The organism is Aerococcus suis (assembly GCF_900176325.1).
Classification (GTDB): domain Bacteria; phylum Bacillota; class Bacilli; order Lactobacillales; family Aerococcaceae; genus Aerococcus; species Aerococcus suis.
Map to the genome: position 1 here is coordinate 14,339 of NZ_FWXK01000006.1, position 22,197 is coordinate 36,535.

A 22,197-nucleotide genomic window follows, 5' to 3' on the forward strand; every position below is an offset into this window, starting at 1 on the left:
GCGTGCGTTTCCCAAAAGCCTCCAATTTCTTAGCAGAAATCTCCGGTTTTGGTCCAACGTCCATGGCTAAGCGCTTTTTCTCACACCCTTTTAGTGATTAGAGGTGTGAATGTAATAAATAAGTGTTTGTAGTTCGTTGGTTAGGTCGACGTTTTGGATATGGATATTGCTGTCGATGTCGATTCTAACTGAGGTGAAGTTTAGAATACCTTTAACATTAGCGGCTTCTAATTGGGGAGCTAATGATTGAACTTCTGTTTCAGGAACGGTAATAATAACCACTTCGATATCCATTGCTTGAAGTTGAGTTTCAAGTTCAGACATATCATAGACAGGAACTCCATTATGGATTGTGCCAATAATATCTTCATTAACATCGAAAGCAGCATCGATACGAATATTATTTGATTTTTTGAAATTATAATTCAATAGGGCATTTCCGAGGTTACCGACTCCAATTAAGGCAACAGTTTGAAGACGATCTTGGGCTAGCGTTTTACCAAAGAATTCGAGTAAATATTCAATGTCATAGCCATAGCCACGTTTACCTAGTGCACCAAAATATGAAAAGTCACGACGGATGGTAGCACTATCGACTTTTACGGCTTCACTTAATTCAGTCGAAGAAATGCGTAGTTTTCCCATGTCATGAAAGGCTTTAAGATAACGATGGTATAATGGTAATCGTTTCGCAGTTGCTTTTGGGATTTCTTTCATCAAACTTCCTCCATCTCTCGTATTAGTGAATGATTCACAATTTTATAGTCGCATTTATTGTAGCATGGAAATAGGAGAATACAACCAAAGTTATTTGAAAAATTTCACAAGCATATATAGAAAGTAAAAGAGTAAAATCAAGGATAATTTTATATATAAAGTACAAGTTTGTTCACTAAATGAAACAAAATTGTTTTCATGAGAAACTTGTGAGTTAATGAGCAAAAATCCTCTATGAGTTATTAAGATTTGATTATTTTAACGTTTATTGGGATATGCTAAACTTGATTATATATTTGTTCGGAAAGGATCATAGTGATGATAGTATTACAAGCTTCAAACCTCGAACGTCGCTTTGGAAGTGACGTCTTATTTTCTGATGTCAGTCTAGCCATTCAATCCCATAGCCGTATTGCTTTAGTTGGACGCAATGGGACAGGGAAATCAACCTTATTAAAAATGTTAGCTGGAATTGAAAAACCTGATGAAGGGACTATTTCAAAATCTCGCAATGTATCGATTTCATATATGGATCAACATACGGCTGTTAATAGTGAGCGGACGATTTATGAAGAAATGTTAGCTGTTTTTGCTCCGGTATTAAAACTATTGGATGAAGCGCAAGTAGCTGCTGAAAGATTAGCTGATGAAACGTTAATGGCTGATGAACAAGCTTATGCGGAAGCACTAACCAATTATGATCAATTACAGGAAAAATTAAACCGCTATAACGCCTATGGGTATGAGTCCGAAATTCGTATGGTGTTACATGGTTTTCAATTTTATGAAGACGATTATGATAAACCAATTAATGAGTTATCAGGTGGGCAACGGACGCGGTTGGCTTTAGCTAAAATTCTACTCGAAAAGCGTGATGTGATGATACTTGACGAACCGACGAACCACTTAGATATTGAAACATTAACGTGGTTAGAAGAGTATCTCCCTAAATATCCTGGTGCGATTTTAATTGTCAGTCACGACCGATATTTCTTAGATGCGGTAACGAATGAAACATACGAAATGACTCATCATCGCATGAATTACTATAAAGGTAATTATTCTTACTATCTGAAAGAACGAGCAGTCAGACTTGAGCAAGAGATGAAAGCTTATGAAAAGCAACAAGATAAAATTGCGAAATTAGAAGACTATGTTCAACGAAATATTGTACGGGCATCAACGACGAAAATGGCACAAAGTCGACGTAAACAGCTTGAGAAAATGGAAAAAATTGAAAAACCTCAAGCGGATCAACGGTCAGTTAATATTCGCTTTTCGACGGAATGTGAAAGTGGGAATGTGGTGTTAACTGCTGAACAATTAGCGATTGGCTATCAGGGTGAAGTACTGGCTGAACCGATTGATATTAATTTGCGTAAACAACAAGCCATCGCTATTGTAGGACCGAATGGCATTGGGAAATCGACCTTATTGAAAACCTTAATTCAAGAGATTCCGCCAGTTGCTGGAGAGGTTCATTTAGGCGCAAATGTCGATATGGGATACTATGACCAAGAGTTAGGTAATTTAAATTCTAAAAAAGATGTTCTTCACGAGTTATGGGATGAACATCCAACGACTCCTGAACAAGATATTCGAACGGTACTCGGAGGATTTCTATTTTCAGGGAATGATGTAGAAAAATCGGTTGGTAGTCTTAGTGGTGGTGAGAAAGCGCGTCTAGAATTAGCCAAATTAGCGATGGAACATGATAATTTATTAATTCTGGACGAACCAACGAACCACTTAGATATTGATTCAAAAGAAGTATTGGAAGATGCCTTGATTAATTATGATGGAACGCTACTATTTGTTAGCCACGACCGGTATTTTATTAACCGCATTGCGACACAAGTTATTGAAATCGATGAATCAGGTAGTACCTTATATTTAGGAGATTATGATTACTATCTCCATAAAAAAGCGGAAGAAGAATATTTGGAAGCTTTGCAAGCAGAAGAAACACCAGAAAGTTCTCCCGAAGTGACTACTGAGGGGAATAGTGGTCAAGAAAATTATCAACGGTCTAAAGAACAACAAAAACGTGAACGGAAGCTAAAACGACAAATGGCAACTCAAGAAGAACGTTTAGAAGCCATTGAAACAGAGATTGATCAACTGCATGAAGCAATGACAGAGCCCGATAATATGCAAGACCATGAGAAATTGCAAGCTTTAACAGCGCAAGTTGATGACTTAGAAGCAGAACAGCTAGAAGTTATGTCTGCTTGGGAAGAGACTGCTGAAGCTTTAGAAGAATAAAATAAAAAGCGATTGAATGGAATCAATCGCTTTTTGTGTATCTGGGTAAATAGCCTCTATTTTTTGAAATAGTCATTAATATGCTTTTGTATACGTAACAATTTAATGGCATTTGTAATGTCAAATGTGGCGAAAATAATTAAAATAATCGCAAAGATATTCCAACCATTATCGTTGACACTGCCAACCGCTAAACTGATAAATAGTACAGCAAAAAGGACTTTAAAAAAGGTATTTCCTAAGACAATTTTTTTGTTCATTTAATCATCCCTTCTTTGGCTCGTACTATATCCAAAATAACCTAGATGAAGCGATATTTCAAGTCTTTGATTCAATTGGTCAAAAAAAGTCAAAAAATGCTTGCAATTTAAAAATGAGTGGTTTATCATAATTTATAGAGTTAGCACTTGAGGTTAACGAGTGCTAATCAGACAATGAAAGCAATGTAGTGGAGGGATTTTATGTTAAAACCTTTAAATGGACGTGTCGTTATTCAAGTAGAAGAAACAGAAGAAAAAACCACTTCTGGCATTGTATTACCTTCAGCTGCGAAGGAAAAACCACAAGTTGGGAAAGTATTAGCTGTTAGTGAAGATACAGAAGACTTCAAATCACAATTAGCAGTTGATGACCGCGTATTATTTGAAAAATATGCTGGTGAAGAAATCGAATATAAAGACAATAAATACTTAATTATGCGTGAAGCAGATATCATCGCGATTATTGATTAAACAAAAGATGAAAACAAACATTTAAGCATTGAATATTGAGGTGGATAATTAATGGTAAAAGATATTAAATTTTCTGAAGATGCTCGTCAATCAATGGTAAATGGTATTGATACTTTAGCAAATACGGTTAAAGTTACTTTAGGACCTAAAGGACGTAACGTGGTTCTAGAACAAAGCTTTGGCTCTCCATTGATTACTAATGATGGGGTAACCATTGCAAAAGATATCGAATTAGAAAATCGCTTTGAAAACATGGGGGCTAAATTAGTCACTGAAGCAGCTTCTAAAACAAACGACATTGCTGGTGACGGAACAACAACAGCAACTGTCTTAACTCAAGCAATTGTTCATGAAGGGTTAAAAAATGTGACTGCTGGAGCTAACCCAGTTGGTATTCGCCGTGGAATTGATAAAGCCGTACGTAAAGCAACAGAAGGATTAAAAGCTAATTCTGTATTAGTTGATTCTAAAGAAGCAATTGCTAACGTTGCAGCTATTTCTTCTGGTGATGACGAAATTGGTCAATTAATTTCTGAAGCGATGGATAAAGTTGGTCAAGATGGTGTCATTACAATTGAAGAATCTAAATCAATTGATACTTCATTAGACGTTGTTGAAGGTATGCAATTTGACCGTGGTTACTTATCACAATATATGGTTTCTGATAATGAAAAAATGGAAGCTGTATTAGATAATCCATATATCTTGATTACTGACCGTAAAATTACCAATGTTCAAGACATCTTACCAATCTTAGAACATGTTGTTCAAGAAGGTCGTCCATTACTATTAATTGCAGATGACGTCGAAGGTGAAGCACTACCAACATTAGTTCTAAACAAAATCCGTGGAACATTTAATGTCGTAGCTGTTAAAGCTCCTGGCTTTGGTGACCGCCGTAAAGCGATGTTAGAAGACTTATCTGTCTTAACAGGTGCTAAAGTCATTTCTCAAGACTTAGGTCTAGAATTGAAAGATGCTACTATGGATCAATTAGGTTCAGCTAAACGTGTCGTTGTGACAAAAGACAATACAACAGTTGTTGAAGGTGCTGGTAACTCTGATGAATTAAATCAACGTGTTGAATTGATTCGTCACCAAATGAAAGAAACAACATCTGACTATGACCGTGAAAAATTGCAAGAACGATTAGCTAAATTAGCTGGTGGTGTTGCAGTCGTTAGAGTTGGTGCAGCGACTGAATCTGAACAAAAAGAACGTAAATTACGTATTGAAGATGCCTTAAATGCCACTCGTGCAGCTGTTGAAGAAGGTATTGTTGCTGGTGGTGGTACAGCCTATATCGCTGTTCAATCTGCTATTCGTGAATTAGTTGATAGTCTTGAAGGCGATGAACAAACTGGTGCATTGATTGTATTACGTGCATTAGAAGCACCAATTCGTCAAATCACAGAAAATGCCGGTCTTGAAGGTTCTATTATTATTGAAAAATTACGTACACAAGATGAAGGTGTCGGCTTCGATGCTGCCAAAGGTGAATGGGTAGATATGGTTGATGCTGGTATTGTTGACCCAACAAAAGTGTCACGTTCTGCTTTACAACATGCAGGATCTGTTGCTGGATTAATTCTATCAACTGAAGCAGTTGTTGCTGATCATCCAGAACCTGAAAATAACCAATCAGATGCTGGCGCAGGTATGGGCGGCATGTACTAATAAATAAGTGAATGATTAGGATAAACAATCATTAGACTCTCTAAGATTAGGAGACCAGGTTTTGCCTGGTCTTTTTTGTGTTTTTTAAATTTTTTCTATAGCAACACCATGTTATACTTTAGCTAAAGTATTTGGAAAGAAGTGACACAATGATAACCAAAGAAACCATACAAACGACATTAAAAGAGATAGTATCTGAAGTTTTAGCAGCAGCTAATTTAAAAAAAGATGATATTTTTGTGTTAGGATGCTCAACATCAGAAATTCAAGGAGATCAAATTGGAAAAAATTCAAGTCCAGAAATTGGTCAATGGATTATTGAAACGATGCGTTCTGAATTAGCTCCCTATCATATTCATTTAGCGGTACAAGGATGTGAACATATTAATCGTGCGTTAGTTATGGAACGTCAAGTGGCGATGGCTAATGGTTTTGAAATTGTAAATGTTGTTCCCCAATATCATGCTGGAGGGGCTTGTTCCGTAGCGGCTTTTGAACAATTTGACGATCCAGTTGAAGTTGAACATATTACGGCTCAAGCAGGATTAGATATTGGAGATACGAGTATTGGCATGCATGTTAAACATGTTCAAGTTCCAGTACGTCCGCAACAAAAAAGTCTTGGGAATGCACATGTTACAGCCTTACGGTCACGTCCTAAATATATTGGCGGGCCACGAGCAGGCTACTAATATTTAATTTTTCTTAAAAATATATAGAGATAGCTTAATGAACGACCAACGAATGCTATTCTATTAGTAAATAGCGAACACGGGAGACTCAAGAGATGAAACATAAACACAACCACACTAAACTGATTGTTTTAAGTATCGTTTCTATTATTGTGATGATTGGAGTTAGCTTCCTTGCAGTGAAAGCTTTTGGAGGGAGCGAGGAACAACAGCGTCGTGATATTCAAGCAGCTGCTGAAAAAGTCAATGATCTTTATTATGATGAGGCCTATGTCTTTCTTAAGGAAGGAATTTCAGAACAGGAGGTTAATGACGCTAAGGCAGCAGTTGTTGATCTGAAAACAGGTAAAGAAGAAGGTCAATTAGAGCAACGGCTTAATGATATTAATGAACGCTTTGCGGCTTTACAAGCCACTAATCAATTATTTGAAGCCTTAGATGATAAGCAACCTTTAAACGGGGCAACATTACAAGAGTATGTCTTGGTAAACGGTGATACTCAAGAAGGAAGTATTCAAACGATTAGAGATAAATATCGCGATCAATTACAAGCTGGTGATGATGGCTTTTATGTCACGATTAGTTTATTGCTGGATGAAGCAACCGAACAGTATAAAACCTTTACATCAATTGATGGCCAGCTAAATAAATTACGCGATAATAATGAACTGACTTATGAGGACTTAACGGAATCTTTAGATCGCTTACGCAAAGAACTAGCATCTGAAGAAAATCCTTATGTAAAAGCACGTATTTTAGAAAAGATTGGGAAAGCAGATAAGGAATTAGTAGACGCTATTACCGATAAACGTGTCCAAGCTGCACGAGATGCGAAGCGCTCGGCTGCTGAAATTGCTCAAATTGAAGCAGAAGGGAAGTCTCAACGAGATGCATCGGTTGAACGGGTAAAAATGGACACTGAAGAACAAAATAAATTACGAAAAACAAGGCATCAAGTACGTCCAATACCAGGAGGCTTTTCACAATCAAGTCATCAGTCATCGGCGTCTAACGCTCAACCGGCTAAAGAAAAGCCATCAGAAACGCCACAACCAGTAGAGCCATCGCAATCAGAATCAGAAGAATCATCGACAAGTCAGCCACCAGCAGCATCTGGGGAGTCACAACCGCCACATATTAAGGAAGATGACGATTCGGAAAAAGATGAAGACGAACCATCCATATCACATGAATGGGTTCCTGAAATTAATCGACCCGCACCAGATAATGATCATGGATCATCTGGAGAATCTTCAGTGGTGCCTGATAACCGAGAGGAAAGTATTCCAGACTCGCAACTGCATATTGTAGATGATAATCATTGATTTTATAAAAAATTAACGGTTGATTCAGCGCATTAATCGGTAACTATGCTAAAATAAGAAGATAACTAAAAAGGTCTAGTCAAATAGACCTTTTTGAATCGAAATGAAATGAGTGAAATTATGCAAAAAAATGGTGAATGGACAAATTGGTACCGCATCGTTATTGTTGCTACGGAAGCCTTAATTTTGTTCTTATCTTATTTGGTTTCTTTCTTTATTCGCTATGGTCGTTACGTGCCAGCACGAAATTTTGAAGCATTTCAAGGAGCCATTGGTTGGATAATAATCATCTTTATTATTTTTAATATTTTATTTGGGGTATATATTTTATATAATAAGTCTAAAGGTGATTTATTCTTTATAACGCTAATTATTCAGGCATTACTTTCCGTTGTCGCTATGATGTTAAGTTTTGCTGGACGTTGGTTGGCTTTTCCACGTTCTGTTGTCTTAATTAATTTTGCTGTGAGTGTGGTTATGCTCTATTTATTTAGAGTGCTGATATTTAACTTATATCGTAAATATGCGACGACAAAACGTGTCATGATTGTTGGGAAAGAATCTGAAGTGATTCCAGCAATCTTTAATTTCAAATCAAGTAAAACGACCCGTCATATTGTGACTCATGTTGTCTTATCTAATTACTATAACAATGTGTTTGATCATATCGATGATTTTGATATTGTTTACTTGGCTTCACAAATCGATGAAACTGAAAAACTAAAAATTTATGATTTGTTGATGCGAGCGAATAAAAAATTATTCTTAAATTCAAAATTCGAAAACTTAGTGATGGTTAATCCTAATATTATGAACTTTGAAGATGAATCGATTATCGAAACTTCTGATTTCAAAATTCCAGCCGATCAAGCGGTGATTAAACGCGGCTTAGATATTATTATGGCATCAGTATTATTAGTCGTTGCTTCACCGATTATGCTGATTACCGCAATATTAATTAAGTTGACGTCGCCAGGACCTGTGTTCTATCGTCAAGTACGAATTACTAAAGGTGGCGAAGAATTTGAAATCTTAAAATTCCGTTCCATGTCAACAAGTGCGGAGTCTGAATCTGGTCCAGTTATCGCAACTAAAAATGATGCTCGAGTAACCTTTATTGGGAAATATATTCGTTCCTTGCGAATTGACGAATTACCACAATTGATTAACGTCTTAAAAGGTGAGATGTCAATGATTGGTCCGCGTCCAGAGCGTCCATTCTTTGTTAATCAATTCCAAGAACAAAATCCGCATTATTATCTACGGCACAATGTTCAAGCAGGAATTACTGGCTATGCACAAGTTTACGGGAAATATGCGAGTGACTTTAATTCTAAGTTGAATTTTGACTTAATTTATATTAAACGTTATTCGATTATTTTAGACTTCAAAATTTTCTTGCAAACGATTAAAATTTTATTTGATAAAGTATCAAGTAGTGGGGTAGACGAAGAAGCACGTCCCGCAGTCACTGCTGAAGAAATTGAAGCGATGAATATTACATTAATCCGTTAATCGGAAGTAAGCGAAGAGGCAGCTGAGCTGTCTCTTCTTTTTTATTACTTAATAGAGATATTTTTAGCCCGTTTTCATTACTTAATATAGATATATTAGGGATTTTAAAACCTTTTTGATTCACCCTTTCATATTTTTGCTATAATGAATAGAAAGGACATTTGGAGGTAATGTTGTGAATAATTATGCAGATGACAGCTTAGCTTTACATACCGACTTATATGAAATTAATATGATGAAAACTTACTGGGAAACAGGAAAAGCGGAACAGCGAGCGGTTTTCGAAGTCTACTTTAGAAAGCATCCTTTCAATAATGGGTATGCTATTTTTACAGGATTAGAACGTGTAATTAATTATTTAGAAAATCTTGCTTTCAGTGAGACAGATATTGCCTATTTACGAGAAGTCACCGATTATCCAGAAGAATTTCTTGATTATTTAAAAAACTTTAAATTTAAAGGATCCGTTCGTTCGATGTTAGAAGGGGAAGTTTGCTTTGCTAATGAACCATTAATGCAAATTGAAGGGACATTAGCAGAATGTCAGTTAATTGAGACGGCCATTTTAAATATTATTAATTTCCAAACATTGATTGCAACTAAGGCTTCACGTGTGCGCAACGTTTGTGGAGATGATAAATTATCTGAGTTTGGATCTCGGCGTGCTCAAGAATTAGATGCATCATTATGGGGAACACGGGCTGCTTATATTGGTGGCTTTGATTCGACAAGTAATGTACGTGCTGGTAAATTATTCGATTTACCAATCTCTGGTACACACGCTCATGCGATGGTCCAAGCCTTCCGTAGTGATTACGACGCTTTCAAAAGCTATGCCAAAACACATAAAGATTGTGTGTTCTTAGTGGATACATATGATACGCTTCGTTCTGGCGTACCGAATGCAATTCGTGTCGCTCGTGAAATGGGTGACCAAATTAATTTTGTTGGCGTCCGCATTGATAGTGGGGATATTACTTACCTATCCAAACAAATTCGTCAAATGTTAGATGAAGCAGGCTTTGAAGATGCGATTATCGTGGCTTCTAATGACTTAGATGAAAAAACGATTCTTAACTTGAAAATGCAAGGGGCTAAAATTGACTCTTGGGGAGTCGGGACACAACTTATTACGGCCTATGATCAACCAGCGTTAGGTGCGGTATATAAATTATGTGCCATTGAAGATGATAATGGCGAATTAGTACCAACAATGAAAATTTCATCTTCACCTGAAAAAACGACAACACCAGGTAAAAAACAAGTTTGGCGTATTATGCGCAATAGCGATGGAAAATCTGAAGGGGATTATGTTACTTTCGATACAGAAGATCCAAGAGAAGAAGACAGTATCTTTATGTTCCATCCAACCTACCATTATATTAATAAAACGGTGAAAAATTTCACAGCACGTCCCGTTTTACATACAATTTTTCAAGATGGAGTGCTTGAATATGATGTTCATCCTGATGTTCACACGATTAAACAATATTCAGCTGATAGTTTAGATTTATTATGGAATGAATATAAACGGATGTTGAATCCAGAGCCTTACCCAGTCGATTTATCACAAGACTTATACGATAGTAAGGTGGCTAGCATTCAAGCGATTAAAAAACGTGTGAATGCTATAAAAGATAATGAGGAGGAATAGTTGTGCGCCCTTTACAAGCAGAAATTAAAGCTGCGTTAAAAGTCTCACAAACCATCCAACCAGAAGAAGAATTAGACCGTTCCATTCATTTATTGACAGATTATCTTACACGCTTCTCGTTTTTAAAGACTTTAGTGTTAGGAATTAGTGGTGGTCAAGACTCAACATTAGCTGGATGGATTTGCCAAAAAGCGATTGAAAAGATGCGTACGACTACTGGAGATGATGAGTATCGATTTATCGCAGTTAAGTTGCCATATGGTGAACAAGCAGATGCTCAAGATGTTGAAGATGCTCTAAATTTTATGCATCCAGATCAAATTGTGACGGTTAATATTAAACCCGCCACAGATGCTCTCGTTCAAACGTTAGCAAATGATGGCCAATTAATCAGTGATTTCAATAAAGGCAATATTAAAGCGAGAGAACGAATGGTCGCGCAATATGCCATTGCTGGAGAACATCAAGGAGTGGTGGTCGGAACGGACCATGCTGCTGAAGCAGTCACTGGTTTTTATACGAAGTTTGGTGATGGCGCCGCTGATATCATGCCTTTATGGCGTTTAACGAAACGTCAAGGACGTCAACTGTTACAAACATTAAATTGTCCAAAACATTTATACGAAAAAACACCAACTGCTGACTTAGAAGATTTAAAACCAGGTTATGCAGATGAAGAGGCATTAGGTGTTTCATATGAAGCGATTGATGATTACTTAGAAGGCTATGAAGTGTCAGATGAAACGGCTGAAGTGATTGAAAGCTTATATCAAAAATCAGCCCATAAGCGGCAATTACCGATTAACTTATATGATAATTGGTGGCAGTAATATCACTCGTCCTTGTGAGGTAAAAACAATTTTTGTTTCACTAACACTAATAAAACCCTTGATTTATCAAGGGATTTTCTTGTGAAAAAAATAATATGAAAATTTATGAAACAAAATTGTAAACGTTTTTTTATAGATTATGATATAATGGATATATCGCATAGGCGTGATAAAAAATGAAGGAGAGTTTTATTTATGTCAGAAGAAACTTATAATGCCCCGACGGAAATCAAAGAATTAGAGATTTTTAATACAATTGAATTAGAAGACTATGCCAAAGAAGTAATGCCTCATGGTGGATTTGACTATTTAGCTGGTGCTTCTGGTGAAGAGTATACGCGGAAACGTAATGTGGAATCGTTTAAATCAAAAGGAATTTTACCTCGTGTCTTAGCAGACGTTGAATTTCCAGAAACTGATACGAAGATTTTTGAACATGATTTAAAAGTACCTTTCATTATGGCCCCAATTGCTGCTCATGGTTTAGCTCATGAAACAAAAGAAGCAGGAACAGCGAAAGGAATTTCTGAATTTGGTGGTACGATTATGTCCATTTCTGCTTATTCAGGTGCCACATTCTCTGAAATTGAAGAAGGATTAAACGGCAATCCGCGCTGGTTCCAAATTTATATGTCTAAAGATGACCAATTAAATAAAAACATTTTAGACGAAGCAAAAGCAGACGGTGCGACAGCTATTATTTTAACGGCTGATGCTACTATTTCAGGTAACCGTGATCGTGATGATAAAAATCACTTTGTTTATCCATTTGGTATGCCAATCGTCTCACGTTATTTAACAGGTTCAGGCGAAAACATGTCATTAAATAATATCTATGCTCAATCTAAACAAAAAATTACGCCTAAAGATGTCGAGTTTATTAAAGAATATTCAGGATTACCTGTTTTCGTTAAAGGGATTCAAACACCAGAGGATGCATTAAAAGCAATTGGTGCTGGAGCAGATGGTGTCTGGGTATCTAATCATGGTGGTCGTCAATTAGATGAAGCCCCTGGTTCATTTGAAGTATTAGAAGAAATTTCTGAAGCAGTCGCTGGTCGTGTACCAATTGTATTCGATTCAGGTGTGCGTCGTGGAGAACATATTTTTAAAGCATTAGCTTCCGGTGCTGATATTGTCGCGTTAGGTCGTCCTGTCTTATTTGGATTGGCTCTTGGTGGCTGGAAAGGGGTTAAATCAGTTTTAGAATACTTTGAAGAAGATCTAAAACGGGTGATGCAACTTGCTGGGGCACAAACGATTGATGATATTAAACATACACGACTAAAAGATATGAATAATTGGCAATAAAAAATAAGCCGTCATCTCAATTTAGAGGTGACGGCTTTTTAAGTTACCGTTTAAGTAATTTCCGACCAATAAAGTAAACGATAAGATAAATAACAATAAATGAGACAAAATCAGTGAGTAACGAATCAATCGTTATTATCTGACTCAAAATACTTTGTAAGATAAATGTAACCGCGAAAACAAGAACGTCAAAAATAAATTCTTTCATAATGGCTCCTTATTAGTGGTTATCGGGATTTACAGGGACATCGACATACGTTTCTTCGCCAACTTCAAATGAGGCTTGGTCACTGGTTAAATCAATAATTTCAGATTTTAATTGATCGACTTGGGCAGTAGGAACACCAAGATGATAAGTGACGTTTTCCATATAAGTTGTATCTTGTAATTGATAGGTAGAGTTTTCTAACCAATTTTCCATCATCCCAGATAATGAATAGTCAACAGTCACATCGACTGCTGTTTGGACTTGTCGTTCAACGACACCTACTTCATGCATCACTTCACTAACCGCGCTACTATAAGCACGGACTAAGCCACCAGCACCTAACTTAGTGCCTCCAAAATAACGGGTGACGACGACCACAACGTTATGTAAGTCATTCTGTTTCAACACTTCTAACATGGGGACACCAGCTGTTCCAGAAGGTTCCCCATCATCCAAAGCACGTTGGATTTCGTTACGATCTCCAATTTGAAAAGCGACACAATTATGAGTGGCTTTCCAATGCTCTTTTTTGATGGTATCAACAAACGCTTTGGCTTCTTCTTCACTGAACGCGCGGGCAATGTGTCCGATAAAACGAGAGCCTTTTATTTCAATTTCATGAGAGCCCCCACCTTCAGTAATGGTTTTATAAGTTATCATCTGATAAACTCCTTGCTTGTCTGATTACTGTGACTGAAATACTTACCCTTTATCTTACAATATTTTAAAAAGCGCTGACAAGTCAGGAGACATAGACCCTATTAGTAGGAAGTAGATGAGTGAGAGAAACTGTCAGGGGTTCGCCAGTTTTCTTGATTCCAGGCCATATCCCAGAATAGATATTCATAACGGCTAGTCGTTATGACAATATCTTCCAATTGTTCTAATTCACGCTCAGGTTTTCCAGCAGCTAATTCATCCATTAAAGTAATGGATTGATCAACTAATTCTTTGTAGTCATCATTAGAGTAAGTTTCAATCCAAGACCCATAATGAGGTTGGGAAGTGGCGTCTTCCTTTTTAGCTAATTCGTGACCGATATAATAATAAGACCAAACACAAGTTAGAATAGCTGCCATCACATTTTCCACGTTACCTGCCTGAGAGACATTTAACATATAAGAAGTATAAGCAGTCGTCACTTCAGCATTTTCAGTATTTTCGATATTTTCTAAAGAGAGGCCATATTCCTTAGCGTACTCTCGGTGACCATCCATTTCATCGAATAGCACACCATAGAGTAAGTCAGTAAAAGTTTGCATAATTTTTAAATTAGGCGCTTTAGCAGCTCCGATAGCGAATAGGCGAGCATATTCAATTAAATAGTTATAGTCTTGGATTAACCAATGTTGAAACTTTTTAGGATCTAGGGAGTCATCGCCTAACCCTTTAACAAATGGATGATCAAGATAAGTTGCCCATAATGGTTCCACTTTTGGCCAAATACGTTCAGAAAATGTCAAGAGTTATCGTCCTTTCTAAAATTAAAAGTAAAAAAGCAAGCCATCACATGGAGGCTTGCATAAGTGAGTCAAACAATTCCCTACGGCAGTTTTCTGCATCAGGTTCAATGAGTATTTCTCAGCTAAATTAAGCACCCCAATTGTTTATGATGAACTTTTGTCGTCATTATATAACTTAAAGTATCACTGTGCAATTAAGTCGATTATAGGAAGTTGTTTATTCCATGATATCCTTGGCGTTAAAGGCGTAAGAAATAGTCATATAAGGCTAGAAATACCTATGAATGGTAAAAAGTATTAGGACAGGGAGAAGTGACTGTGTTATACTATTTGAGAGTAAATGACAATGAAGGGAGTTCATACTATGTCTATAGCTATTGTAACTGACAGTACCGCGTATTTAGATCCAAGCTATATTGACGCACATCAGATTACGATTTTACCGCTATCTACTTCCTTTTCCGATGGGACATACATTGAGGGGCAGGATTTAACTGCTGACCAGTTTTATGACAAAATGGCTAAACTCGATGAAATTCCAACCACTTCCCAACCGAGTACTGGCTTAATTCAAGAAAAATTGCAACAGTTAGCTGAAACTTATGAAGAGATTTTAGTGTTAACGATTTCTAGTGGTATTTCAGGAACAGCTCAAACGGTCCAAACGATGGCTTCTGAACTTTCTAACACACGTGTGGAAGTATATGATTCAGAAATTACGTGCCATCCCCTCGCTTTTTTAGTGGAAAAAGCAGTCACCTTAGCTGAACAAGGCGAAGACATGTCCACAATTTTAGCGGCTTTAAATGAGTTAAAAGCGAATTTATCGGCTTATTTTGTCGTAGAAAACTTGAATCATTTGGCTAAAGGTGGACGATTAAGTCAAGCAGGCGCTATGATGGGCGGTTTGTTGAAAATTAAACCTCTTCTTTATTTTAAAGAAGGAAAAATTGAAGTTTTCGAAAAAGTACGGACAAGCAAAAAAGCAGTGACGCGAATTACCGATTTATTTGAGGAATCCTATACTAATAGTCAACAAAATTGGCAGATTGCGGTCATTGGTCCAGAAGACAATGCATATGTTCAAAGCTTATTAACGTACTTTAAAGAAAATCATCCTGATATTCCGATTAGTTTACATTATTTCGGACCGGTTATTGGAACGCATCTCGGTGCAGATGCATTCGGTGTCACTTGGACGATTCAATAATCACATAAAATATAATTTATATGCTATTATTCTGAGGCTAGAACAATTGTTCTAGTCTTTTTCGTATTTAAAAGTAACTTATACAAAAATGGGGAACATAAGATGGATGAACAGAGTCTTCTAATCGGGCGATTAGTTACCGCTAAAGAAGTAAATATGACAAGCCAAGAAATTGAAAAACTACCAAATCTTGTGCGTTATTCTGCGCTTACAAAAACATCATCTGGATATTGTTGCAACCGTTGTGGAGCGATTAAACCTCAGGACTTTTATCGAAATTATTGTCAGTGTGGGCAAGAATGTGTTTATTGTACGCGATGCTTAGCGTTTGGAAAATTACGTTTATGTGATAAGTTGTATCATTTACCGGCACAAGACTGGGAGGTTAATCAGGCAATCAGTTGTCAGTGGGAGGGAGAACTTTCCATCGCGCAACAACAAGTGGCTGATGACTTACTAGCAGCTGTGAAACATCAGCGAAATCATCTAGTATGGGCGGTAACTGGGGCAGGAAAGACAGAAATGATGTATCCAGCGATTACAGCGGTCTTGCGAAGAGGAGGGCGAGTTGGAATAGCAACACCTAGAGTTGATGTGGCTAATGAACTTTACTTACGTCTTAAGGTGGTTTTTGCGCAAGTAGATTGTTTATTATTACACGGGCAAAGTGACGACTCCTACCGATTAACACCTTTGATGATTTGTTCGACCCATCAATTGGTTCGCTTTAAGGAAGCTTTTGATTTATTAGTAATTGATGAAATTGATGCCTTTCCTTTTTATAATAATGCGATGTTAGGGCAAGCAAAAGATCGAGCTGTTAAGAAGATTGGCAGTCTGTTGCTGTTAACAGCTACTCCTGATAAAAAGTTACAAAAAGATTATCAAAACCAGTTATCGATTTTACCCGCACGTTATCATCGCCACGCTTTACCTGTTCCGAAACATTATTGGGTAGGTGACTGGCAGCGGGCAATTTGCAAGGGAAGATTACCTAGACAATTAATCACCTTAATTCAACGTTACGCGAAAGAACAACGACGATGCTTAATTTTTTTGCCCAATATTCAATTGATGAAACAGTGTGAAATGATTTGTCATCAATATTTTCCCGATTTACGTTTAGCGAGTGTTTCTTCTCAGGATGAGGAACGACAGTCAAAGGTACAAGCGATGCGTGATGAGAAATACGATTTTTTATTAACGACGCTTATTCTAGAGCGAGGAGTAACGTTTCCAGCGATTCATGTTATTGTTTTAGGCAGTGAAGATGCGACGTTTACGACATCGGCGCTTGTTCAAATTAGTGGTCGGGCTGGACGAAAACCGGAATGTCCGACTGGTGAGGTTAGTTTCCTTCATGAAGGAATGACACGAGCGAGTAAACAAGCGGTTAAGCAAATTCAGCAAATGAATCGTTTAGGAAGAGAAAGAGGTTTGATCGATGATTAATTGTGCATTATGTGGGGCGAGTGATTCACAAGTCGTTCAATTACGAGATATTTTTCTATGGCGTTCCTGTCAGCAACAGTGGTTATGTGCAGAATGTGAAAGCCACTTTCAGTGGATTGGGGAGACACATTGCTCCACCTGTGGCAGGTTAACCCATCAACTTAAGGAGACCCTATGTGCTGACTGTTGTCGGTGGCTAGAAAACCGTCAGTGGCAACCGCATAATTATAGCTTAGTAACCTATAATGAGGGATTTAAACGTTGGTTAATTCAATTAAAAGGAGTAGGAGATATTCGCGTGGCGAGTTATTTTAGCCCTCAGTTACAGAAAATTTACCAGCAATACCGTGAAGCTATTTGGGTGCCTATCCCGTCTTCTAGTCACAATTTACAAACACGTGGGTTTAATCAAACAACGGTGATTTTGGCAGAAGCAAAAATTCCATATCAAGAATTATTAATCTATCCGACCGAGACTCAAAAACAAGCATTACGGACGCGCCAAGAACGATTATCACGCGCTAATCCTTTTGAATGGAATCCTAATATCGTTCATCAACATATAGAGGAACCAATCGTTTTATTTGATGATGTTTATACGACTGGAATGACGATTTATCAAGCCGAACAAGTGTTAAAACAGCATCAGATAAATGTTGTACAAAGTATCACATTAGCAAGATAGGAAACAGGGCACTTGATTTTGTAAGCGTTTCAATATATAATATAGATACATTAAAGGAAGTCATGAAGGCTTCGCCAGATATATCTGGAATAGAAAGGATGACAATTATGTTTACATATAATATCCGTGGAGAAAATATCGAAATTACTCCTGCTATCAGAGAATATGCTGAAAAAAAAGTATCTAAAATTGAACGCTATTTCAAAGATAGTCCAGATGCGACAGCATATGTCAATGCTAAAGTCTATGACAATCATGACGCTAAAGCAGAAGTAACGATTCCTCTTTCAGGTGGCTTAACGTTACGTGCTGAAGAAACTAGCCAAGACTTATATGGAAGTATTGACTTGGTAGTTGACAAGTTAGAACGTCAAGTACGTAAACATAAAACGAAATTAAATCGTAAAGCGCGTGAAACTGGTAAAGCTGATATTGTCGCACCAGTTGAAGAGACTGAACCAGAAGAAACAGATGACGACATTAAAATTGTTCGTCGTAAATCAATCGCGATTAAACCAATGAGCCCTGAAGAAGCTGTTTTACAAATGGACATGTTAGGGCATAACTTCTTCTTATTCGAAGATGCAGAAACAGAAGGAATTTCATTAGTTTACAAACGTAAAAAAGAATCATATGGATTAATTGAAATTGAAGACGATATTATCGAATAAGTTGTGCCATAAACTTATCAAGGTCGAGGGAAGGTTTCCCTCGACCTTTTTTCGTAAAATCGTCTCATAAATGTGGATAATTAAACCTATTTATCTATCTGATAATTAGTGATATTATAAGATAGATGCAGTGTATTGTAGACTAGCTATGAATGCACATAACCAAGCGAGCAAAAGGAGAATACCATGGCTAACATTTTAAAAAAAATGTTTGATAATGATAAAAAAGAATTAAAAAAATTCGCTAAAATCGCTAAACAAGTAGAAGATTTAGGCGAAAAGTATGGTAAATATTCAGATGATCAATTAAGAGAAAAAACAGCGTCGTTTAAAGAACGTTTAGAGTATGGTGAAGACTTAGAAGATATTCTAGTTGAAGCCTTTGCGACGGTTCGTGAAGGAGCACGTCGAGTACTCGGCCTTTATCCTTTCCATGTCCAAATCTTAGGTGGTTTAGCCATTCATTACGGAAATATTGCCGAAATGAAAACCGGTGAAGGAAAAACGTTAACAGAAACGATGCCCGTTTATTTAAACGCATTGACTGGTAAAGGGGTTCATGTGGTAACGGTTAATGAATATTTAGCACGCCGTGACGCTGTTGAAATGGGAGAGTTATATGAATTTCTTGGTTTAACGGTTGGGTTAAATACGAATGATAAAGATTCTCAAGCGAAACGAGAAGCTTATAATTGTGACATTACGTATTCAACCAATAACGAATTAGGGTTCGATTACTTACGGGATAACATGGTAGTTTACAAAGAACAAATGGTTCAACGACCACTTTACTTTGCTGTTGTCGACGAAGTAGACTCTATTTTAATCGATGAAGCACGGACACCGTTAATTATTTCCGGACAAGTAGAACAATCAACAGCACTTTACCAACGAGCTGACTATTTTGTTAAAAGTTTAACTGAAGATGAAGACTATATTATTGATGTCTCTTCGAAAACCATTAGTTTAACTGAACAAGGAATTGAAAAAGCCGAAGAAGTTTTCCGTTTACCTAATTTATATGATGTTGAAAACGGTCGATTGATTCACCATATCGATACGGCATTGCGAGCAAATTATATTATGCTTCGCGATATCGATTATGTCGTTCAAGATGATGAAGTTAAAATTGTTGACGGCTTTACGGGACGGATTATGGATGGCCGTCGTTATTCTGATGGACTACATCAGGCCATTGAAGCGAAAGAAAACGTCCCTGTTGAAAAAGAATCCAAAACAATGGCTACGATTACGTTCCAAAATTATTTCAGAATGTATGAGAAATTGTCTGGGATGACTGGGACTGCTAAAACGGAAGAACAAGAATTCCGTGAAATTTATAATATGAATGTTATTCAAATTCCAACGAACCGTCCAGTACAACGGGAAGATGCTTCTGATATCATTTATCCTAACTTAAAAGCAAAATTCAATGCGGTTGTTGATGATATTGAAGCACGTCATGATAAAGGACAACCGATATTAGTAGGGACTGTTGCGGTTGAAACGTCAGAATTATTATCACGTGAGTTGAATAAACGTCATATTGCACATAACGTGTTAAATGCGAAAAACCATGAGCGTGAAGCCGATATTATTATGAATGCTGGACAACAAGGTGCCGTAACCATTGCCACGAATATGGCTGGTCGTGGGACTGACATTAAATTAGGCCCTGGTGTTAAAGAAGTTGGTGGACTAGCAGTTATTGGGACAGAACGTCACGAGTCTCGGCGAATTGATAACCAATTACGGGGACGTTCAGGTCGTCAAGGAGATCCAGGTTACTCTCGTTTCTACCTTTCTCTAGAAGATGATTTAATGCGTCGTTTTGGTTCTGAACGGATTCAATCATTATGGGAAACGTTAAATGTTGATAGTGATGACCAAGACTTAGCGATTGAAAATCGAATGATTTCAAAACAAATTGAAGGGGCTCAAGTCCGTGTCGAAGGGAACAACTATGATACCCGTAAAAACGTTTTAGAGTACGACGAAGTGATGCGTGAACAACGTGAAATTATTTATCGTCAGCGGCAACAAGTCATTGATGCGACAGAATCATTAGATTATGTCATGTGGCCAATGATTAAACGGACGATTGAACGGATCGTTGACGTATATACTGATGGTGACAAAGAAGATTGGAACTTAGAAGCCATTCTTGACTTTGCGAAGACAGAATTATTAAGTCCTGACGAGGTTGAAATGTCAGATTTAGAGGGCCGTAAACCTGAAGAAATGGTCGACTTTTTAGCGAATGCAGCTCATGAGAAATTTGAAACGAAAATCAATAGTATGGCTAATCCAGGTTTAGCCTTAGAATTTGAAAAAGTCATTATTCTAAAAGCTGTTGATGCGCGTTGGACCGATCATATCGATGCGATGGATCAATTGCGTCAAGGTGTTGGATTACGAGCTTATGCCCAAAATAATCCATTAGTTGAATACCAAACAGAAGGTTTTGATCGTTTTAATGAAATGATTGCTGGAATTGAACATGACGCGACACGTATGTTTATGAAAGCTGAAATCCGTCAAAACTTACAACGTCAACAAGTGTAATAACCGTTTGATGAGCATTCCGCCTATTGCGGTTTGCTCATATTTTTTGAAGGGGAGGCTATTATGGAATTATTTGAAATTAAAAACTTACTCGATGAAAATACTGAACAAATTGCTAGCTTTAGGGGGTCTCTTTGACTTAGAGACAATGGAAGCTGATTTAGCGGAATACCAACAAGAAATGGTTCAACCCGATTTTTGGGATGATCCGCAAGCCGCTCAAGCGTTAATTAATAAAAATAATGCCCTTAAAGATGTTTATAATACCTTCCATCACTTGGAAACGCAATTAGAGGACTTAACGGTCGCTTATGAATTGGTCAAAGAATCCGATGATGATGAATTACGGGCTGAACTTGATCATGACATCCAAGCATTTCAAAAGGATATCGAAAAATATGAACGCTTTTTATTATTAGATGGTGAATATGATAGTAATGATGCTATCTTAGAAATTCACCCTGGAGCTGGAGGCACGGAGTCTCAAGACTGGGCAAGTATGTTACTGAGAATGTATCAACGTTGGGGAGAACAACATGGTTTTACGGTGAATACGTTAGATTATCAAGATGGTGATGAAGCAGGAATTAAAAGTGTGTCAATTGAAATTAAAGGCACGAATGCTTATGGTTTCTTGCGCTCCGAACATGGTATTCATCGATTAGTACGTATCTCACCATTTGATTCCAATTCACGCCGTCATACTTCATTTGCTTCGGTAGAGGTAATGCCTTCTCTAGATCAAGATACCGAAATTGAAATTAATGAAGATGATTTACGGATTGATGTTTTCCGGGCTAGTGGTGCTGGAGGACAACACGTTAATAAAACATCATCCGCGGTACGAATTACTCACGAGCCAACGGGTATTGTCGTTTCCTCACAAAATCAACGGTCTCAATTACAAAACCGGGAAACAGCAATGAAAATGTTACAAGCAAAATTGGTACGGATTTTAGAAGAACAAAATGCTAAAGAATTAGATGAAATTCGTGGTGAAAAACAAGAAATTGCTTGGGGCTTACAAATTCGTTCTTATGTTTTCCATCCGTACAATATGGTAAAAGACCATCGTACAGGTGAAGAAACAGCCAATACACAGGCAGTTATGGATGGCGATTTCGATGCATTTATCGATAGTTATTTAAAATCTAAACTAACGACAGAAGAAAAATAGAGAAGTTAAGTCGAGTTGAAGATTGAGTAATTGATGCAATGGCATTTGA

General features: G+C 37.3%; 20 protein-coding genes and 1 riboswitch. Of the genes, 15 read left to right on the top strand and 5 right to left on the bottom strand.

Features of this window, described 5'->3' with window-relative positions; all coding sequences use genetic code 11:
* Positions 1-90 precede the first annotated feature (90 nt).
* Entirely contained in the window at positions 91-717 is a 627-nt protein-coding gene (locus tag B8955_RS05655; RefSeq protein WP_084099268.1) for a redox-sensing transcriptional repressor Rex, read from the bottom strand.
* A gap of 318 nt (positions 718-1,035) precedes the next feature.
* Here B8955_RS05655 and B8955_RS05660 point away from each other — a divergent pair, with 318 nt between their 5' ends.
* Positions 1,036-2,982 (top strand): ABC-F family ATP-binding cassette domain-containing protein, encoded by a 1,947-nt coding sequence (locus B8955_RS05660; protein WP_084099269.1) that lies wholly within the window; start codon positions 1,036-1,038, stop codon positions 2,980-2,982.
* 56 nt (positions 2,983-3,038) lie between these two features.
* Here B8955_RS05660 and B8955_RS05665 read toward each other — a convergent pair whose 3' ends face one another.
* On the bottom strand, positions 3,039-3,242 hold the full coding sequence (locus tag B8955_RS05665) for a DUF4305 domain-containing protein (RefSeq protein WP_084099270.1): 204 nt from the start codon (positions 3,240-3,242) through the stop codon (positions 3,039-3,041).
* 201 nt (positions 3,243-3,443) lie between these two features.
* Here B8955_RS05665 and B8955_RS05670 point away from each other — a divergent pair, with 201 nt between their 5' ends.
* From B8955_RS05670 to B8955_RS05705, 8 genes are all read left to right on the top strand, one after another.
* Positions 3,444-3,713: a co-chaperone GroES gene (locus B8955_RS05670; protein WP_084099271.1), complete on the top strand. Its 270-nt coding sequence runs from the start codon at positions 3,444-3,446 to the stop codon at positions 3,711-3,713.
* 51 nt (positions 3,714-3,764) lie between these two features.
* Complete coding sequence (gene groL / locus B8955_RS05675; RefSeq protein WP_084099272.1) at positions 3,765-5,390, top strand: chaperonin GroEL; 1,626 nt, start codon at positions 3,765-3,767, stop codon at positions 5,388-5,390.
* Between the two features lie 149 nt (positions 5,391-5,539).
* The gene (locus B8955_RS05680) at positions 5,540-6,082 is read left to right on the top strand and encodes a TIGR01440 family protein (protein WP_084099273.1); all 543 of its coding nucleotides are present in this window, start codon (positions 5,540-5,542) and stop codon (positions 6,080-6,082) included.
* Positions 6,083-6,177: 95 nt separating this feature from the next.
* Positions 6,178-7,407, top strand: a complete 1,230-nt coding sequence (locus B8955_RS05685; RefSeq protein WP_084099274.1) for a hypothetical protein — start codon at positions 6,178-6,180, stop codon at positions 7,405-7,407.
* Between the two features lie 120 nt (positions 7,408-7,527).
* Complete coding sequence (locus B8955_RS05690) at positions 7,528-8,922, top strand: sugar transferase (protein WP_200804275.1); 1,395 nt, start codon at positions 7,528-7,530, stop codon at positions 8,920-8,922.
* 232 nt (positions 8,923-9,154) lie between these two features.
* Entirely contained in the window at positions 9,155-10,576 is a 1,422-nt protein-coding gene (locus B8955_RS05695) for a nicotinate phosphoribosyltransferase (protein WP_234983537.1), read from the top strand.
* A gap of 2 nt (positions 10,577-10,578) precedes the next feature.
* Entirely contained in the window at positions 10,579-11,406 is an 828-nt protein-coding gene (gene nadE / locus B8955_RS05700; RefSeq protein WP_084099276.1) for an ammonia-dependent NAD(+) synthetase, read from the top strand.
* Between the two features lie 195 nt (positions 11,407-11,601).
* Positions 11,602-12,717, top strand: coding sequence for a lactate oxidase (locus tag B8955_RS05705; protein WP_084099277.1), 1,116 nt, complete (start codon positions 11,602-11,604; stop codon positions 12,715-12,717).
* A 43-nt stretch (positions 12,718-12,760) separates the two neighbouring features.
* Here the strand turns inward: B8955_RS05705 and B8955_RS06890 are convergent, their stop codons facing one another.
* The 3 genes from B8955_RS06890 to tenA form a co-directional block, all read right to left on the bottom strand.
* Positions 12,761-12,925 (bottom strand): hypothetical protein, encoded by a 165-nt coding sequence (locus B8955_RS06890; RefSeq protein WP_159444441.1) that lies wholly within the window; start codon positions 12,923-12,925, stop codon positions 12,761-12,763.
* A 12-nt stretch (positions 12,926-12,937) separates the two neighbouring features.
* The gene (locus B8955_RS05710; protein ID WP_084099278.1) at positions 12,938-13,585 is read right to left on the bottom strand and encodes a YigZ family protein; all 648 of its coding nucleotides are present in this window, start codon (positions 13,583-13,585) and stop codon (positions 12,938-12,940) included.
* A gap of 101 nt (positions 13,586-13,686) precedes the next feature.
* Positions 13,687-14,388, bottom strand: a complete 702-nt coding sequence (gene tenA / locus B8955_RS05715) for a thiaminase II (RefSeq protein ID WP_084099279.1) — start codon at positions 14,386-14,388, stop codon at positions 13,687-13,689.
* Between the two features lie 60 nt (positions 14,389-14,448).
* Positions 14,449-14,537, bottom strand: a riboswitch (TPP riboswitch).
* 215 nt (positions 14,538-14,752) lie between these two features.
* Here tenA and B8955_RS05720 point away from each other — a divergent pair.
* The 6 genes from B8955_RS05720 (at position 14,753) to prfB (ending at position 22,148) form a co-directional block, all read left to right on the top strand.
* Positions 14,753-15,598 (top strand): DegV family protein, encoded by an 846-nt coding sequence (locus B8955_RS05720; RefSeq protein ID WP_084099280.1) that lies wholly within the window; start codon positions 14,753-14,755, stop codon positions 15,596-15,598.
* 102 nt (positions 15,599-15,700) lie between these two features.
* Entirely contained in the window at positions 15,701-17,050 is a 1,350-nt protein-coding gene (locus B8955_RS05725; protein WP_084099281.1) for an ATP-dependent helicase ComFA, read from the top strand.
* A complete protein-coding gene (locus B8955_RS05730) occupies positions 17,043-17,735 on the top strand; it encodes a ComF family protein (RefSeq protein ID WP_084099282.1) in 693 nt (230 codons plus the stop codon). Before B8955_RS05725 ends, B8955_RS05730 begins: the two co-directional genes overlap by 8 nt.
* Positions 17,736-17,842: 107 nt before the next feature.
* The gene (hpf, locus tag B8955_RS05735; RefSeq protein WP_084099283.1) at positions 17,843-18,406 is read left to right on the top strand and encodes a ribosome hibernation-promoting factor, HPF/YfiA family; all 564 of its coding nucleotides are present in this window, start codon (positions 17,843-17,845) and stop codon (positions 18,404-18,406) included.
* A gap of 186 nt (positions 18,407-18,592) precedes the next feature.
* Positions 18,593-20,971, top strand: coding sequence for a preprotein translocase subunit SecA (secA, locus tag B8955_RS05740; RefSeq protein ID WP_084099284.1), 2,379 nt, complete (start codon positions 18,593-18,595; stop codon positions 20,969-20,971).
* A 63-nt stretch (positions 20,972-21,034) separates the two neighbouring features.
* Positions 21,035-22,148 (top strand): peptide chain release factor 2 gene (gene prfB, locus B8955_RS05745; RefSeq protein ID WP_143238405.1). Its coding sequence is split into 2 segments (ribosomal slippage): positions 21,035-21,106 and positions 21,108-22,148, totalling 1,113 coding nucleotides; the frame shifts between segments, so codons are not numbered across the junction.
* Positions 22,149-22,197 lie beyond the last annotated feature (49 nt).

Bases quoted from the DNA above. Each gene is read 5' to 3' on its own strand.
- B8955_RS05655 (WP_084099268.1), bottom strand. From the start codon at position 717: ATGAAAGAAATCCCAAAAGCAACTGCGAAACGATTACCATTATACCAT.
- B8955_RS05660 (WP_084099269.1), top strand. From the start codon at position 1,036: ATGATAGTATTACAAGCTTCAAACCTCGAACGTCGCTTTGGAAGTGAC.
- B8955_RS05665 (WP_084099270.1), bottom strand. From the start codon at position 3,242: ATGAACAAAAAAATTGTCTTAGGAAATACCTTTTTTAAAGTCCTTTTT.
- B8955_RS05670 (WP_084099271.1), top strand. From the start codon at position 3,444: ATGTTAAAACCTTTAAATGGACGTGTCGTTATTCAAGTAGAAGAAACA.
- groL (WP_084099272.1), top strand. From the start codon at position 3,765: ATGGTAAAAGATATTAAATTTTCTGAAGATGCTCGTCAATCAATGGTA.
- B8955_RS05680 (WP_084099273.1), top strand. From the start codon at position 5,540: ATGATAACCAAAGAAACCATACAAACGACATTAAAAGAGATAGTATCT.
- B8955_RS05685 (WP_084099274.1), top strand. From the start codon at position 6,178: ATGAAACATAAACACAACCACACTAAACTGATTGTTTTAAGTATCGTT.
- B8955_RS05690 (WP_200804275.1), top strand. From the start codon at position 7,528: ATGCAAAAAAATGGTGAATGGACAAATTGGTACCGCATCGTTATTGTT.
- B8955_RS05695 (WP_234983537.1), top strand. From the start codon at position 9,155: ATGATGAAAACTTACTGGGAAACAGGAAAAGCGGAACAGCGAGCGGTT.
- B8955_RS05705 (WP_084099277.1), top strand. From the start codon at position 11,602: ATGTCAGAAGAAACTTATAATGCCCCGACGGAAATCAAAGAATTAGAG.
- B8955_RS06890 (WP_159444441.1), bottom strand. From the start codon at position 12,925: ATGAAAGAATTTATTTTTGACGTTCTTGTTTTCGCGGTTACATTTATC.
- B8955_RS05710 (WP_084099278.1), bottom strand. From the start codon at position 13,585: ATGATAACTTATAAAACCATTACTGAAGGTGGGGGCTCTCATGAAATT.
- B8955_RS05720 (WP_084099280.1), top strand. From the start codon at position 14,753: ATGTCTATAGCTATTGTAACTGACAGTACCGCGTATTTAGATCCAAGC.
- B8955_RS05725 (WP_084099281.1), top strand. From the start codon at position 15,701: ATGGATGAACAGAGTCTTCTAATCGGGCGATTAGTTACCGCTAAAGAA.
- B8955_RS05730 (WP_084099282.1), top strand. From the start codon at position 17,043: ATGATTAATTGTGCATTATGTGGGGCGAGTGATTCACAAGTCGTTCAA.
- hpf (WP_084099283.1), top strand. From the start codon at position 17,843: ATGTTTACATATAATATCCGTGGAGAAAATATCGAAATTACTCCTGCT.
- secA (WP_084099284.1), top strand. From the start codon at position 18,593: ATGGCTAACATTTTAAAAAAAATGTTTGATAATGATAAAAAAGAATTA.